This window comes from Parapedobacter koreensis (assembly GCF_900109365.1).
Classification (GTDB): Bacteria; Bacteroidota; Bacteroidia; order Sphingobacteriales; family Sphingobacteriaceae; genus Parapedobacter; species Parapedobacter koreensis.
In genome coordinates, this window is record NZ_FNZR01000004.1 from 172,879 (window position 1) to 186,828 (window position 13,950).

Below are 13,950 nucleotides of genomic sequence, written 5' to 3' on the forward strand. Positions count from 1 at the left end.
CTGGTTATCGATTCTGTTTTGGCCTCTTGACTATAAAAATGGTCATCGCAGTGAGAAAAATCGCCTGAAGGGCTGCATCCAGTAAATAAATGCGACTGATATCTCCACGTGCGACATACAGGATGTCCATGATGAGGAAACTCGATGCTGCCGCATAGCCAAGCAATACCGGCAAGCGCTGCCTGCGCAGGCTGGTTACCAAAAAAGTAAGCCCGATGGACGCGGCCAATAGCCCAACCATCTCCACCAGCCAAGTGTCCTGCTTGGGACCTGTGGCCACCATGAAGCTTTCCATATTGAGCAATGGCCATATCCCCGTAATCAGGAAATAGGCTCCTTGGAAAAGGAATACGTTGCTCAATGCCTTGCTATGCCGATTTACCCCTTGACCCATCTTAACTATCTTGTTGGTCGTGGCCGTGGGTCTTCACGATCTTATTATAGGTGCCTAATAATAGAAACGGCGCCGCCCATTGGCCGATGAACAAAGCCGTGTGTTTGTGCCCCGTGCATTTCAACGCGAGGGATACACCCATAGCTGCTAATGCGGCGCATAGGAATAATTTCGAGGGCAGTTTAGCGGTCTGTTCTTCTATTGCTTTGGTGGTTTCTCCTTCCCGGTGTTGGGGATTTTCTTGTAGTGCCATGATTGTTTCCTTTTAAATGGTTGTCAAATACTGTTTACTTGTATTGACGATTGCATAGACGGTGCCATGATTCCCCAGTTTCTAGGCATTTAGGTGTTTAACGCTCGTTTCGTACCAAACTCGGCTGCGGCTGCTTGCCACATAGTCTATGTTGGCACGACTACCACACTAACCGTTTCGGAATTACGAAACATGGGTTTTTGAAATGGCGACACTATTATGCAGTATTTAGTACAGTAGGACGATGCGTCACGCCAGCAGTGTGGAGTGGGTAAGCTTTTTGCATGATAAATAACAAATACCAATCATTATGGAAATTGAAAAGTTATATACGCGTTTTACAGACTGGTTTATTCACCAAGCACCACGCGTGCTACTGGGTGTACTGGTGCTCGTCGTAGGCATGTGGGTGATTCGGATGCTTTCCGGATGGATAAAGAAAAAGATTACGCAGAAAGATTGGGATCCTACATTGGAGGTTTTTCTTTCGAGCCTGATTGTCATGGCACTGCGGGTGCTGTTGATTCTGCTGGTCATTCAGGTGATGGGTTTGCAGATGACCTTATTTGCAGCATTGATAGGGGCTTTTGGTGTGGCGGCAGGATTGGCACTATCGGGTACCTTACAGAATTTTGCAAGCGGAGTGCTTATCCTTATGCTTAAACCTTTTCGCGTAGGTGATTTAATCTTCACACAGGGGCAGGAGGGTGAGGTAACCTCCATCCAATTATTCTATACCGTCATCCTTACCCGTGACTATCGCACAGTCATCGTGCCCAACAGCAAGCTTTCCAATGAAGTCATCATCAACATGAGCCAAGCCGGCAAGCGCAGACTGGATATGGAACTGAAAGTATCGTATGATATCGATTTCGAACACGCCAAGCAGGTATTGACCGATACCCTTAATCAAACAAGTGATTTGCTGGTAAACACGAATTACCTCATAGGCATCAGCGTACTGGAGCCTGATGGATACAAAATTTCAGTTTCCGTATGGGTGGATGAGCAAGACTATCCGGATACACGGCTGGCCGTGCAGGGAAAATTGCTTCAGGCCATGAAATCACTTCGTTGAGGGGTGTGCTTTTTTGCAAACAAATAAACCACAAAAGCAAACAGGATCGTCCAAAAGGCTTCATATTCCAAAAGGAAACCCCAGCGGGAATCTTTTGGATAGCCTCAAAAGTTGGCATATCCTTATACTGGCGCAATATGTGATTGACTAAAACAAAAAGAAAATGATGATACCAGATAATCAAAAGAAACCCCCTGTAATTCCGCTCGATGTAACGGATACAGATGAAACGCGTGAACCAACAGGCGAAGATTTGCGGTTCAACGAAGCGGAAGATAGCTTTGAATTAGATCCGGAGACTGAAGATGCCGAATACCAGCATCCCGATCCGTATGATACGGCTGCTCCGGACGGGGAAGATGACAATTCCACCTACGATGAGGAAAATCCTTATACACCTGATGAATACCGGGACAAACGGAGCGATCTGAAAGGCGAACTCGAAGAACTGGATGCAGAGGTTGCGGCCGATGAAATCACCCAACTGGACGAAGCTGACGAGCGGCTTGCCGAAACGCCAGAGGATGAGCGCGGTGACCTGGATGAAGAAGGGTATCCGCTGAAGGATGATGCCGGAGGTGATAATAACCCTATTTTGGAGAATTTTGATAACACCAACGATGGGCCGGAAGATGACGAAGACGGGGATGATGACGTGGAGGTGCCTCCTTTTGATGACCCAAGGCGCGATGATGACGAACCGATTTGGGACGATCCGAATAACCCCTTGGAGCCGGAGGATGTACCGCCCGTAGATGAACGGGATCCCTTGGGTGATAAGCAAATCCAGTCAGATGACCCTACAGAAACCCGGGGTTAGCCCTTTAAAATGAGGTGAACAATGATGGTAACACACAAGACAACGGCCGGCGCATCGGTGCCTCCGCAACATACTGGAAAGCAGGTTGATTTGGATGCACATATCGATCTGCCTGATGAAGAAAGTGCGCGCAATTTTTTCCTGCTGGCAAAACGTCGCTTATTGGATGTCAATAATTGGTACCAAATTGCCGAGATACCCATGGCTACGTTTGTACTCACAGATGAATATGGCGGCGAAGCGGTAAAATCCCGCCCTGAAGAAGGCGATAAAATTCGTGTGGATATTCCCGGCCCGGGACCGTCGGCTGGTGACGGTTATGACTGGGTCGTGATTGAAGCTATCGACGAAGTCGATGGCCAAGCGAGCGAAATGTGCTCAATAACCCTCCGCCCAACAGCCAACCCATTAAAGTTAAATGACGACACTGCCCATTTCTTTAAAGATGTGGCAAGTTCCACCATCGTGGTTGAACGGCAGGGGCACCAAGTAATAGCCCGATACCACGGAAGGAATGAAGTGACCAACACAGACACCGATTCGGTAGTGGACAACGCGAGAAATGCGATGGTGGGCATAGGAGCCAAGCTGGGGCTTTCCTATCCCCAATGGAAGAGCTTGGTGGCCGGTCTGGTAAGTAAACCCCAAAACAATGAACAAACTTAATGGTTAAAAGGAAATAGATTAAGCAAACTTATCAAAATTAAAAGATTATGAAGACGTTACGATTTTTAATAGTAGTACTTATATCAGGCATGGTGGCATTGGCGTGCAATAATGCAAACCAGCGCACAGCCAGTGATAGTGTGGATCAGGCGCAGGATGTGAATGACACTAGCGCAATGACCAATAGTGACGATGCGGATTTTGCAGTAAAAGCGGCAGATGCTGGGTTAGCCGAAGTTGAATTGGGCAAGCTGGCTTTGGAAAAAGCTGCCGACCAGCGCATCAAGGATTTCGCCAAGAAAATGATAGCCGATCACCAGAAGGCTAATGATGAACTGATGACCATCGCCACCAAACACAACATCACGTTGCCACCAGTGATCAGCGAAGATCATGTAGAAAAGCAACGGAAGCTAAGGGAAAAGTCGGGCATTGAATTTGACCGGGAATACATCGATCTCATGGTGAAAGATCACGACAACGCGGTGTCCCTGTTTGAGGATGCTTCGTCTGACGCACAAAACGCCGATTTGAAGGCCTTTGCATCGAAGACCCTACCTACCTTGAAACATCATCATGAAGAAGCCCAGGCATTGCGTGATGCCGTAGATCCAACGGATACCACTACCGTGCAACGGATAATGCCTTAGACGGTGAATAGCATCTATCAATACTTGCCTGAAGCCCGTAGACGACGGTTTGCGGGCTTCGCTATTGCTATGCCAGGTTTTTGAGGTAATGGTTGATATAATCTTGCCTCCGTTTTGATTGGTATTGCTCGATAAAACGTGGGTGATCCAGGGCAATAAACGTATCAAACAACTTTTCCGCTGCGTTGATGGTTTCGAAATATGTTGCATTCTTTTTGCCCAGCACGAAGCACACGCCAGTGTCCACGCCGAAATCTATTTGTTTTTTTAGGCTGGAGACGATAAACGGTTTTACGGCAGCAAACAAGCGCTCATCGTCATAGTAATTGCAATTGATCCAATTGCCCTTTCCATTCAGGCGGATAAATCCCAATGGGCATACCGAGTTGATGAAATAGCGACTATAAAACGCCTCTACGCCGCCATATTGGCGGATGACTTCATAGACAAACACCGAGGAGGGCTCATGGGTGCTAATGGACGAGATGGGAATGTCACAAAGCTGGGTAAGCCGCTTGGAGTCCGTGAATGGGATGCCCGTGGCACCACCACCTAACCTTCCCGGATTGATGCCAAGAATCAAAGTTCTTTTCCGGTAGTCATCGTAAAATTTTTTATAAAATGCCGTAGTCACGGACATGATTTCATCATTTGCCTTGAACGGATTCAATAGCTGCACATCAGCTGGCAGTGAATCTGCAAAAGCTAAATCCCGATTAAACTGGATGACGTGGTCTGCAAAAGTATTCATGAGCTGCTACCCTGCATGTTGGTTTCTTTTGGCAATAATACAAAAAATATTGATAAACGGTGGTTTGTGATTTTTTGGCATTAGAATTGCTAAAGAATGGATAGGTTTAGGTTGATAGCCCCTAACCCCATTGGGGCGGCCGCTCACGTCAGTGGGCGGCTTTTTTTTGTCATTTGGTTAATAAGCTTTCCACGAAAGTGGACGGGTCAATGAAGACGTCACCTGCATGAGCGTAGTTTCGGAAAGCAAGTGGGACTCCGCTGTTTTGACATGCGCACTGAATAGCCTGGCGTACTGTTTGCCTATTTTCGGCCACCGCAAGGATAGCCCATATCGGAAGGCATGCTGCCTAAGCCTATTTATTTCCGCTGGATTGGCTAAGAGGTTATTGACCACGGAAGCCAATTGCTCGTGGTTATTGAAATCGAACAGTTTTCCCCGGTTGCCCCGCAGCAGTTCGTTTGCATGCCAATAGGGCGTCGAAACCACCGCCGCTCCAGCCCCTATGGCATAGGAAAGCGTACCACTGGTGATCTGCGCTTCGTTGGGATAAGGAGTTAGGTAGACGTCACAAGCGGTTAAATAGCCATGGAGGTCTTTTTCGCTCATGAATTTTGATATAAACACCAAATGATCCGCCACGCCAAGCTGCGAAGCCAGTTGCTTTAGGTTATTGCGATAATCTTCTCCAGAATGCCTCAACACACCGGGATGCGTCTTGCCCAGGATGACATACTTGACGTCAGGGTGTTGTTCGCGGATGGCTGGCAGCGCCCGGATAACGGTTTCGAGGCCTTTGCTGGGGCCAATCAATCCGAAGGTAAGCAGTGTTTTTCCTGCTGGATAATTTAGCTGCTGTTTCACATCTTGTATACTTGGTTTTTCAAAATCAGGCACCCCATGCGGGATGGATCTGATCTTGCCCGGCGGGATACCGTATGCATCGCACAATAATTGCACCGCCTTTTTACTCATCACAACAACTTTAGCAGCCCTGTCCGCAAGTTTTTTGGTAATCGAAAGCTGGACAGGATCAGGATGCTCAAGTACCGTGTGGAAGATGATTGTGTACGGAATCTGTAAAGCACTGGTCAGCGCCAGTAAGTAAGCCCCGCTCCGGCCACCGAATATGCCAAATTCGTGCTGGATGCAGCATATATCCGCTCCACTGCGGTTGATGAATGCCGCAGCCGACTGGTAATCGGCAAGTTGCTCTTGACTGATGATAAATTTGACCCGATCGTCATAATCATATTGGTTTTTATTGTCTGAATCGTTGATTGCGACCATAAAACTGCCCGATTCCGAAAAAGGTAAGTGTTGGTCTACCGCTTGAATTAAGTTTTCATTGAATGTGGCCAAACCGCATTCCCGGGGTCGGCAAGTAGAAACGTATGCTATTTTCATTCGAATAACCAGCTAAATCTATAATGTGTCGTTGTAAGTGGCGATTGTGCCTCCGCAGTATCTCGTACACTTGCCTATTGTATAGGGTTTAACAGTGCAATTGGGTTATTGTTTGGATGGCAAATGGCCGATTAAAAAAAGTAATGGATAAATGATAAATTTGGGTGATATTTCTGCTACGAAAGGCACATCATAATAAAAGAACATGGCAACGATGACAATGCTACAGGCACTTTACCAACGTATTTTCCCGATAGTGGCCCGTGACGTGGCCAAAAGGGGAGGCACGTTTGAAGAAGCGAAAGATGTTTTCCATGACGCATTATTGGTTTACTATGAAAAAACACATGATAAGCGGCTGACTTTACGGCATGGCGAAGCGGCTTACATTTGTGGGATAGCACGGCACCTGTGGACTAAGCGGTATCGGGAAAACCAACGGTATGCATCACTTGATCAATTGATAGGTAGCTTTGAAGGCGATGACGATTCCGGTATGGACTGGGTGGATGAGGCAACACAGGATGTACAAGGCAGCGTACCAACAAGTGATAAACGTGTTCTCCGGCTATTGCAAGTGGCAGGCCAAAAGTGCATGGAAGTACTCGTTGCTTTTTATTATGAAAAACTCGACATGGAAGCGGTGGCCCGCCGTTTTGGCTTCTCGGGCACACGCTCGGCAACTGTACAGAAATTCAAGTGCCTGCAAAAGATAAAACAGGTGGTCAAAGTAAAATCGCTGCGCTATGAAGACTTCGTTGGATGACCTGCAATTGATGGAAAACTGCCTGCTTGGACGTGCTTCCGGCGAGCAGCGGACGCTTTTTGAAGCCAGGCTGCTGTTGGATCCGGTACTTCGGGAAGATGCGCACTGGCAGCAGCAGACTTACCGCATCATCCGCGACTACGGAAGAAAGCAACTGCGGAATGAGTTGGAGCAGGTACACCAAGTACTGTTTACTGCTCCGAGGCATCGTGCATTCCGTGACAAGGTGCTGAGCTTCTTTGGTAAGTAATCACGGCGTTCAACAATCAATAATTGGCATACCCGCTGGCGGGTGTGCGGGGACTCCTATGTTTAATCCTTCATAAACAATACGATGAATATCAACAGCAATGAATTTCGCCAATATGCCATAAAACATCACGGCATCAACGGCATGTATGTAGACCAGTATGTTTCGCGGGCATCGGCTTACGGTGCACCTATGGCGATGACGCCATACATCACCGAAGAGCGGCAGCTCAATGTCGCCCAGATGGACGTATTCTCACGTTTGATGGTAGATCGTATCATTTTCCTCGGCGAACCTGTGGACGATCGCGTGGCCAACATCATCCAGGCACAGCTGCTCTTCTTGCAGTCGGCCGATCCGAAGAAAGATATCCAACTGTACGTCAATTCGCCCGGTGGATCGGTTTATGCCGGGCTGGGTATCTACGATACCATGCAGTACATCGGGCCGGACGTAGCGACCATCTGCACGGGCATTGCGCTGTCCATGGCGGCAGTGCTGCTATGTGCTGGCGCTACGGGCAAGCGTGCCGCACTGCCCCATGCACGTGTGATGATCCACCAAACCTCGGGCGGCATGCAGGGCACGGCAGCCGATATGGACATCAGTATCCGGCAGACCTTGAAGATACAGGAGGAGCTTTACCGTATCATCGCTACCCACAGCGGGCAGGCGTATGAAATGGTGGATAAATTGTCTGAACGCGACCACTGGATGACAGCCATTGAGGCGAAGGAATTCGGTATGGTGGATGAGGTGTTGGGGCGCGACGATCGGTAGAAACTGCTCCCTTTTCGCTCGTTTTTCTTCTCTCTTTTCCCTGCCGTTGTTCTGCCGTAATGCGGGGTGGATACGGGGTGGATGCGGGGCAGATCCGGGAATTTCACGGATACACCTCGGATGGTCCCCGTATCCACTCCGCGAGATGGTAGGAGAAAGGCAGGAGTTAGTAGGGCAAGCATGCCTTATTCCAGCGCTTTAATTCCGTAGGGAGCAAGCCAGCGCCATTAAGTTATTTGCGCTCATCATACGGTTGTTTATTGGGTTACTTTAAATAAATTTGTATTTTGCTACAAAGATTAAGATAGGTGAGGCTATGGACGAGTCAGGGATAGTTCAATGCTGTTCAATTCCGTTCAAGGGCCTTCACGATTAAACGACGCGGTGGAAAAACAGCATGCATATTTGACGGCGTGCCTACAGGCTATTGAGGAAAAACTAGGCTGGGGCGATAGTGCGCAATGGACGAGCGCCGACTTCCAACGACTGAGTGATCGCATTTACGAATCCACGAAAGTGGTCTTAAGCGCCAGTACATTGAAGCGGGTTTGGGGCCGTGTAAAACACGAGGGTAAGCCTGCAACCTCTACCTTGGATACCCTGGTGGCTTTCGTGGGCTATGAAAATTGGCGTTCGTTTGTGATGGCTCAGCAGCAGATTCCCCAGTCCGCGGTAGTGGCTCCGAGTATGGACATCAAGAAGAAGCGGCTGGTGCTTTGGGCATTGGTCGTCATGGCGTTGATTGCTATCGGTTTTGTAACATTTTACCGGGCTGGCAAGGAAGACATGCCCGCCGGTACAGTGGCTGAAACAATTGCCGTTTCATCCGACGATTATGCGTTCAGCAGCGAGCCAATGACCCGTGATATCCCCAACTCAGTCGTTTTTACATACGACGCTTCCCAAGCGCCGATTGATTCGGTATTTATCCAGCAGAGCTGGGATCTGGTGCGGCAGGAGCAGGTGTCTAAGGATGGCCACAAACATACCTCAGTATACTATGAGCCTGGATTTTATTTGGCAAAGCTATTGGTAGGGCAGCAGGTAGTGAAAGAGCATCCGCTGCTTATCCCTTCCAATGGATGGCTCGGCACGATTGATCGAATGCCGAGGCCTATCTATCTGAAAGACGAGGAGTTTTTACACTCCGATCGATTGGGCGTCGCTGCGGAAGCTATCGAAGCCAGTCAAATCGACCTAAAGCCGGACCCCCCTGTGGTGAAATATTTCAACGTTGGGAATTTCGAACCCCTGTCTGTCGCTGATTTTTCGTTTAGCGCCGAGGTGCGCAACGATTATGCAGCAGGCAATAACGCCTGCCAGTTTTCACAGGTCATGCTCATCACCGAAGGTATGCCCATCTCGCTGACACTTTCTACCAAGGGATGCGTCTCTGAATTGGGCTTGATGGGTGGTGGCCAGTCCATATCGGGGAAAAATGCAGACCTTTCCGCTTTCGGTGTGGATTTTTCAGATTGGGTGACAGTGGGATGCCGCAGCGTTGATGGCAAGCTTGTTTATGAAGTGAATGGTGCGGAAGCCTACACACTACCGCTCGGCACAAATCCCCCACGTATCGTGGGCATGGTGTTCCTATTTGTGGGAACCGGTTCGGTAAAGGCCGTTCGGCTGCATGTCGACGGGGAATCCGTGTTTGAGGCTTTTTAAAGCATTATCGCTTAGTTTTAGAATCTGCCTCGATTTTTTCTTCTAACGTCTTAATGTATTTTTCCTGGATTTTCACCAACTTCTGGAGGGATTCCAAAGTAAGGTCTTCGCTTTGGTCTACACGCTGGTAAACTTCACTCGAATCGGTTGCCACAGCGTAAGAAGAAGGCGGTGTTATTTCAAGGTCTTTTTCGACCAAATCGCTAAGATCGATGTGAAATAAATTCACAATCCGTACCAATACATCCAGCTTTGGAATTGATCCCCGTTCGTAGGAAGCTACATTGTCACGGGACACATTAAGTAGCTTAGCTAAATCATGTTGGCCTAATTTGCGCTCCTCCCGAAGGAATTTTATATTTTTTGAAAAATACATCATTGTGAAAATAAATCACAAAACATTTGTAAATATGAAAAATATTAACAAACTTTGCTCGTATATTCACAAAAGTAATAAAAAATGAAGAAAGCAAGGTATCCTGAAAATTTACCAATGAAGCTTGAAATCGTGAAATCCCGACGCACCATCAAGGAGATTGCCGAGAAAATCGGTGTGAGCCGGGAAGTGCTGACCAATACCGTGAACGGGCATTATAAAGGTATCGAAATCATCAAAAAACTGAAAACCGAACTGAATATTATCGACTGACAACTACCTACAACTGCGCATATGTCTACAGCTCCCTATCGAACAAAGAAAAACATCGAAAAGGCCTTTCTGCGCTTCAAAGCGGACGAAGAATCCGGACTGAATTATTTCTACCACGCTTATTATGATTATTACGCATGGCGGGCCTACCGCTTCGTGAAGGACGATGTGGTGGGTCATGCTATTGCCCAGGAGGCTTTCCTTCGGCTGTGGCTTATGCGGGGCGTCATCCGCGATGTGGCGCACCTGCACGAATTCCTTGGCTTGCAGCTCCGGGATGCAGGGATGGCTTACTTCCGAAAGACCGTCAACCATTTCCACCGGAGCATGCTACGGTTGGATGGCATCGAGGATTTCCAGGAGTTTATGCTGGGCTATGATGTGGAGGAAGAGCAGGAGGAAGACACGGTCTACCTCGAACAACTGGAAGCGGAAAAGCAACGGCAGTTGGAACAGATCAACCATTTATTGCCCAACCTGACCGACCAGCAACAGTTGTTTATCCGGCTGTGCCTTCGGTATGGGTTTAATTACGAACGCATTGCTCATCACCTCGGCGGCATATCCGACTATGAAGTGGCTCAACGTGTGGAGCAATGCATCACCAATTTGAAAGCTGCACTCTCAGATACGGCCAAGCTGGACAGTGCCACGCGTACGAAGCCGCTCATTGCCGAAGGCATGCTCACCGAGGAGCAGGCACAGGTGCTGGCGATGCGGTACGACCTGCAATATTCCTTCGAAGAAATTGCGGAAGCACTGCAACTGGACGATGCCAAGGTGAAATCATTGTTTGTACAAGCGCATACCGTTATTAAAAAAGGGAAGCAATCGGCCTGACCATGGAAAAGAAGACCATCATCCTGACACGGAAAATACAGGTATACGTAGACTGCGAAGATAAGGAGAAGAAGGACGGGTACTACAAGCAACTGTATGAATGGCAGTTTTTAGCCTTTCAGGCGGCGAATCTGATTTTCACCCACCTGTACGTGCAGGATCGGGTGAAAGACCTGATTTACTTCACCGATGAGGTGAAGGTAAAACTGGCCGACCGTGCCAAGGATGACGAGGGCATTTTGAACACCTCGCGGATGAACACCACTTACCGCGTACTGTCCAGCAAGCTGCTGGGCAAGATGCCCTCGGACATCTTTTCCAACCTGAACAATGCGCTGACGAGCGTCTACAATACCGAGCGCAGCGCGTACTGGAAAGGGGAGAAGTCGCTGCGGAATTATAAGCGCAGTATCCCGTTGCCCTTTTCCGGCAAGTCGTTGAAGTTCGTGGCGGATGAAAAGCACCGGGAGTTCCGGTTTACGTTGTTCAAAATCCCGTTTAAAACCTATCTGGGCAAGGACAAGACAGACAAGCGCGTGCTGCTTCAACGCAACGTGGCCGGTACGCTGAAACTCTGTGCCAGTTCGCTGAAAATCGATAGGGGCAAGCTGTACCTGCTGGCGGCCTTTGAGATGGAGCGGGACGAGCACCTGTTGAAAGACACCGTAATCGCCGAGGCTTCGCTCTCCATCGAACATCCCATCGTGATGAAGGTAGGGAAGGAGCAGTTCCAGATCGGTAACAAAGAGGAATTCCTGCACCGTCGACTGGCCATACAGGCCGCACGGCACCGCTTGCAGCGGGGTTCTACGTACAACCGCCCCGGCAAGGGCCGCCAGCGTAAGCTGAAAAGTTTGGGGGATTGGGACGCGAAGGAAAAGCGGTATGTGGATAATCGGCTGCATTTGTACAGCAGGCGGCTGATTGACCTGTGCGTGAAATCCGAGGCGGGCACACTGCTCTTGGTAAACCAGCAGCAGAAGGAAGAGGTGGCCAAGGAAGAGGAGTTTTTGCTCCGCAATTGGAGCTATTACGGATTGAAGGAGAAGATTGCCTACAAGGCGAAGAAGGCAGGGATTAATGTGATTGAGGAGTAGCTAATTATAGGTATTAGCTATTAGCTAATAGGTTGTCGCAGCGAGCTAAAACCTAACTGCTAAAAGCTAAGGACTAAGAACTGTTCTTTGAAATCTTAGTAAAGTAAGTGGCTGAGCTATAATGGTGGCTGGCAAGGCGCGCGAAATGAGCAAAAGCGCAGTTTACTAAAGGTAAATGAGCATTTTGCGAATAAGCGCAACGCAGCCAGGTGCCATTAGAGACAGACACATAGAGGCTGCTTGTACAGCCGCAGGGTGAGGTCAGGATGACACTCACTGAATACTTTTTTCTGTTGCGGATTCGCGAATTCGCTTATTTGCTTGTGACGGTGGAACCAATTCAAGGTATAGCAACTAACCAAAAAGATTATGAAAGCGAACTCATCTGTTGTTTTACAGACTCCAATTTGAAAGTATTTACAACTAGTCCGAGCGCAACATCGTCACGAGCGGAGGGAGGCTACAGATTCCAATTTGAAAGGTATATACAACACCTTTGTAGGCAGGGCTGGCACTCGCTTAGGTGTCACTGACCCCAATCTGAGAGGGATATATAACTCTAAATGATGAGAACGAAGAAGCTAACAAGTTGTTTCAGCCTCCGCTTTGAAGGTGTATACAAAAAATGATCTGCAAGCTTGTTAATATGTTTAGGTGTTACAGCCCCAGATTTGAAAGGTATATACAACCGTACTCTACGTAGTAGTCGATATTTGTGTTGTTACTGACCTCAATTTGAAAAATATATACAACGTAGGTTGGTTCATAAATAAATGGTACAGACCCCAATTTGAGAGTATATACAACCGATTTTTCATTTGGCAAACGGGGCGGTTCGGTGTTACTGACCCCAATTTGAAAGGTATATACAACTCAATCTCGTCTTTTCCCACTCGATTGAATGGTGTTACTGACCCCAATTTGAAAGGTATATACAACTGATAATGAAGCTGCGTGTCAATCTTCGAGGGTGTTACAGACCCCAATTTGAAAGGTGTTATTTTGCCTTGACAGTAGTAAATAGCTTATTGCCGAAAGCCGGCAGCTGTAATGACCTATTTAATGAGAAACAAATATTTCCCAGTAATTTTGTATCTTTGTCTTAAAGGGTTAAGTCATGCAAACAATACTTGTTGAGTTAAAAAACCAAAAGGCCTACCGGCTCCTCAAAGAATTGGAGGATTTGCAGTTAATACGCCTTGTAAAAGTACCGACTAAATTGTCGGCTTTGCGCAAGCAAGTAAAGACCCCAATGGCCGAAACTGAAATTGACAAACAATTAACTGAATTGCGTAGTGAATGGCAGCGGGATATCTGATTGATACCTCTGCGGTAATCAAATACCTAAACGGAACTTTTCCAGAAACGGCGTTAAGGTTCCTAGATGGTGTTGTAGATGATGAGAGCTGTATTTCTTTTGTTTCGGAGATAGAACTTCAAGTGTGGACACCCCAAAACTCCGAAGACCTGTTAATCTACCAGCAATTTGTTGCTAATTCTGCTATTATTGGAGTAGATGAATATATTATTAACGAGACGGTTAGGATTCGGAAAATGCATAAGATCAAATTGCCTGACGCGCTTATTGCTGCTACGGCCATTGTCAATAACTTGACATTGATTGCAGACAATGACAAAGATTTCCTCAAGGTTTCGGGCCTTCGATATAGTAACCCGAAAAACCGCCAAACATAGTTAATGCAAACATAATCCCAAGAAGTTAGTTTTACGATTGCACGGATTGCCAACTGCTCTCACCTGAGACGAAATCTTTTACCAAACTGAACAGTTGAAGGTATATACAACAACATGAAGTCTTCGGGAAAGCAGTCGATTCTGTTAGCGCCCCCCAATTTGAAAGGTATATACAACTAAAGTATT

General features: G+C 47.6%; 18 protein-coding genes. 13 read left to right on the top strand and 5 right to left on the bottom strand.

What is annotated here, in order from left to right; all coding sequences use genetic code 11:
- Positions 1 to 4: 4 nt before the first annotated feature.
- Together BMW65_RS12055 and BMW65_RS12060 are read right to left on the bottom strand one after the other, a co-directional pair.
- Positions 5 to 394: a hypothetical protein gene (locus BMW65_RS12055; protein WP_090605702.1), complete on the bottom strand. Its 390-nt coding sequence runs from the start codon at positions 392 to 394 to the stop codon at positions 5 to 7.
- A gap of 1 nt (position 395) precedes the next feature.
- On the bottom strand, positions 396 to 647 hold the full coding sequence (locus tag BMW65_RS12060) for a hypothetical protein (RefSeq protein ID WP_090605704.1): 252 nt from the start codon (positions 645 to 647) through the stop codon (positions 396 to 398).
- A 310-nt stretch (positions 648 to 957) separates the two neighbouring features.
- On the opposite strand from BMW65_RS12060, the gene BMW65_RS12065 reads away from it, so the two are divergent.
- From BMW65_RS12065 to BMW65_RS12080, 4 genes are all read left to right on the top strand, one after another.
- On the top strand, positions 958 to 1,725 hold the full coding sequence (locus BMW65_RS12065; RefSeq protein WP_090605706.1) for a mechanosensitive ion channel family protein: 768 nt from the start codon (positions 958 to 960) through the stop codon (positions 1,723 to 1,725).
- A gap of 163 nt (positions 1,726 to 1,888) precedes the next feature.
- The gene (locus BMW65_RS12070) at positions 1,889 to 2,545 is read left to right on the top strand and encodes a hypothetical protein (RefSeq protein WP_090605707.1); all 657 of its coding nucleotides are present in this window, start codon (positions 1,889 to 1,891) and stop codon (positions 2,543 to 2,545) included.
- 21 nt (positions 2,546 to 2,566) lie between these two features.
- A complete protein-coding gene (locus BMW65_RS12075; RefSeq protein WP_245747624.1) occupies positions 2,567 to 3,211 on the top strand; it encodes a hypothetical protein in 645 nt (214 codons plus the stop codon).
- 47 nt (positions 3,212 to 3,258) lie between these two features.
- Positions 3,259 to 3,861 carry a DUF4142 domain-containing protein gene (locus BMW65_RS12080; protein WP_218145397.1) on the top strand — a complete coding sequence of 201 codons (603 nt, stop codon included), beginning with the start codon at positions 3,259 to 3,261 and terminating at the stop codon, positions 3,859 to 3,861.
- Between the two features lie 67 nt (positions 3,862 to 3,928).
- Here the strand turns inward: BMW65_RS12080 and BMW65_RS12085 are convergent, their stop codons facing one another.
- Both BMW65_RS12085 and BMW65_RS12090 read right to left on the bottom strand, forming a co-directional pair.
- Complete coding sequence (locus BMW65_RS12085; protein WP_090605710.1) at positions 3,929 to 4,612, bottom strand: uracil-DNA glycosylase family protein; 684 nt, start codon at positions 4,610 to 4,612, stop codon at positions 3,929 to 3,931.
- 177 nt (positions 4,613 to 4,789) lie between these two features.
- Positions 4,790 to 6,019: a glycosyltransferase family 4 protein gene (locus tag BMW65_RS12090; protein ID WP_245747625.1), complete on the bottom strand. Its 1,230-nt coding sequence runs from the start codon at positions 6,017 to 6,019 to the stop codon at positions 4,790 to 4,792.
- A gap of 205 nt (positions 6,020 to 6,224) precedes the next feature.
- Between BMW65_RS12090 and BMW65_RS12095 the strand changes: the two genes are divergently transcribed.
- From BMW65_RS12095 to BMW65_RS12110, 4 genes are all read left to right on the top strand, one after another.
- Positions 6,225 to 6,785: an RNA polymerase sigma factor gene (locus BMW65_RS12095; RefSeq protein WP_090605712.1), complete on the top strand. Its 561-nt coding sequence runs from the start codon at positions 6,225 to 6,227 to the stop codon at positions 6,783 to 6,785.
- Positions 6,766 to 7,035, top strand: a complete 270-nt coding sequence (locus BMW65_RS12100) for a hypothetical protein (protein ID WP_090605714.1) — start codon at positions 6,766 to 6,768, stop codon at positions 7,033 to 7,035. Before BMW65_RS12095 ends, BMW65_RS12100 begins: the two co-directional genes overlap by 20 nt.
- Before the next feature lie 84 nt (positions 7,036 to 7,119).
- Positions 7,120 to 7,815, top strand: coding sequence for an ATP-dependent Clp protease proteolytic subunit (locus BMW65_RS12105; protein WP_090605715.1), 696 nt, complete (start codon positions 7,120 to 7,122; stop codon positions 7,813 to 7,815).
- Positions 7,816 to 8,199: 384 nt separating this feature from the next.
- A complete protein-coding gene (locus BMW65_RS12110) occupies positions 8,200 to 9,483 on the top strand; it encodes a hypothetical protein (RefSeq protein ID WP_143053873.1) in 1,284 nt (427 codons plus the stop codon).
- Positions 9,484 to 9,487: 4 nt separating this feature from the next.
- Here the strand turns inward: BMW65_RS12110 and BMW65_RS12115 are convergent, their stop codons facing one another.
- Positions 9,488 to 9,862: a helix-turn-helix domain-containing protein gene (locus tag BMW65_RS12115; RefSeq protein ID WP_090605718.1), complete on the bottom strand. Its 375-nt coding sequence runs from the start codon at positions 9,860 to 9,862 to the stop codon at positions 9,488 to 9,490.
- An 81-nt stretch (positions 9,863 to 9,943) separates the two neighbouring features.
- Between BMW65_RS12115 and BMW65_RS12120 the strand changes: the two genes are divergently transcribed.
- The 5 genes from BMW65_RS12120 (at position 9,944) to BMW65_RS12140 (ending at position 13,764) form a co-directional block, all read left to right on the top strand.
- Positions 9,944 to 10,132 carry a hypothetical protein gene (locus BMW65_RS12120; protein WP_090605720.1) on the top strand — a complete coding sequence of 63 codons (189 nt, stop codon included), beginning with the start codon at positions 9,944 to 9,946 and terminating at the stop codon, positions 10,130 to 10,132.
- Between the two features lie 21 nt (positions 10,133 to 10,153).
- Positions 10,154 to 10,972: a sigma factor-like helix-turn-helix DNA-binding protein gene (locus tag BMW65_RS12125; protein WP_090605721.1), complete on the top strand. Its 819-nt coding sequence runs from the start codon at positions 10,154 to 10,156 to the stop codon at positions 10,970 to 10,972.
- A gap of 2 nt (positions 10,973 to 10,974) precedes the next feature.
- A complete protein-coding gene (locus BMW65_RS12130) occupies positions 10,975 to 12,069 on the top strand; it encodes a hypothetical protein (RefSeq protein ID WP_090605722.1) in 1,095 nt (364 codons plus the stop codon).
- Between the two features lie 1,117 nt (positions 12,070 to 13,186).
- Positions 13,187 to 13,387: a hypothetical protein gene (locus BMW65_RS12135; protein ID WP_090605724.1), complete on the top strand. Its 201-nt coding sequence runs from the start codon at positions 13,187 to 13,189 to the stop codon at positions 13,385 to 13,387.
- Positions 13,369 to 13,764 (top strand): type II toxin-antitoxin system VapC family toxin, encoded by a 396-nt coding sequence (locus tag BMW65_RS12140; protein WP_090605725.1) that lies wholly within the window; start codon positions 13,369 to 13,371, stop codon positions 13,762 to 13,764. Before BMW65_RS12135 ends, BMW65_RS12140 begins: the two co-directional genes overlap by 19 nt.
- Positions 13,765 to 13,950 lie beyond the last annotated feature (186 nt).

Coding starts and splice junctions, on each gene's coding strand:
- BMW65_RS12070 (WP_090605707.1), top strand. CDS start 1,889: ATGATGATACCAGATAATCAAAAGAAACCCCCTGTAATTCCGCTCGAT.
- BMW65_RS12115 (WP_090605718.1), bottom strand. CDS start 9,862: ATGATGTATTTTTCAAAAAATATAAAATTCCTTCGGGAGGAGCGCAAA.
- BMW65_RS12105 (WP_090605715.1), top strand. CDS start 7,120: ATGAATATCAACAGCAATGAATTTCGCCAATATGCCATAAAACATCAC.
- BMW65_RS12075 (WP_245747624.1), top strand. CDS start 2,567: ATGATGGTAACACACAAGACAACGGCCGGCGCATCGGTGCCTCCGCAA.
- BMW65_RS12100 (WP_090605714.1), top strand. CDS start 6,766: ATGAAGACTTCGTTGGATGACCTGCAATTGATGGAAAACTGCCTGCTT.
- BMW65_RS12055 (WP_090605702.1), bottom strand. CDS start 394: ATGGGTCAAGGGGTAAATCGGCATAGCAAGGCATTGAGCAACGTATTC.
- BMW65_RS12140 (WP_090605725.1), top strand. CDS start 13,369: ATGGCAGCGGGATATCTGATTGATACCTCTGCGGTAATCAAATACCTA.
- BMW65_RS12135 (WP_090605724.1), top strand. CDS start 13,187: ATGCAAACAATACTTGTTGAGTTAAAAAACCAAAAGGCCTACCGGCTC.
- BMW65_RS12130 (WP_090605722.1), top strand. CDS start 10,975: ATGGAAAAGAAGACCATCATCCTGACACGGAAAATACAGGTATACGTA.
- BMW65_RS12080 (WP_218145397.1), top strand. CDS start 3,259: ATGAAGACGTTACGATTTTTAATAGTAGTACTTATATCAGGCATGGTG.
- BMW65_RS12120 (WP_090605720.1), top strand. CDS start 9,944: ATGAAGAAAGCAAGGTATCCTGAAAATTTACCAATGAAGCTTGAAATC.
- BMW65_RS12060 (WP_090605704.1), bottom strand. CDS start 647: ATGGCACTACAAGAAAATCCCCAACACCGGGAAGGAGAAACCACCAAA.
- BMW65_RS12090 (WP_245747625.1), bottom strand. CDS start 6,019: ATGAAAATAGCATACGTTTCTACTTGCCGACCCCGGGAATGCGGTTTG.
- BMW65_RS12095 (WP_090605712.1), top strand. CDS start 6,225: ATGGCAACGATGACAATGCTACAGGCACTTTACCAACGTATTTTCCCG.
- BMW65_RS12085 (WP_090605710.1), bottom strand. CDS start 4,612: ATGAATACTTTTGCAGACCACGTCATCCAGTTTAATCGGGATTTAGCT.
- BMW65_RS12125 (WP_090605721.1), top strand. CDS start 10,154: ATGTCTACAGCTCCCTATCGAACAAAGAAAAACATCGAAAAGGCCTTT.
- BMW65_RS12065 (WP_090605706.1), top strand. CDS start 958: ATGGAAATTGAAAAGTTATATACGCGTTTTACAGACTGGTTTATTCAC.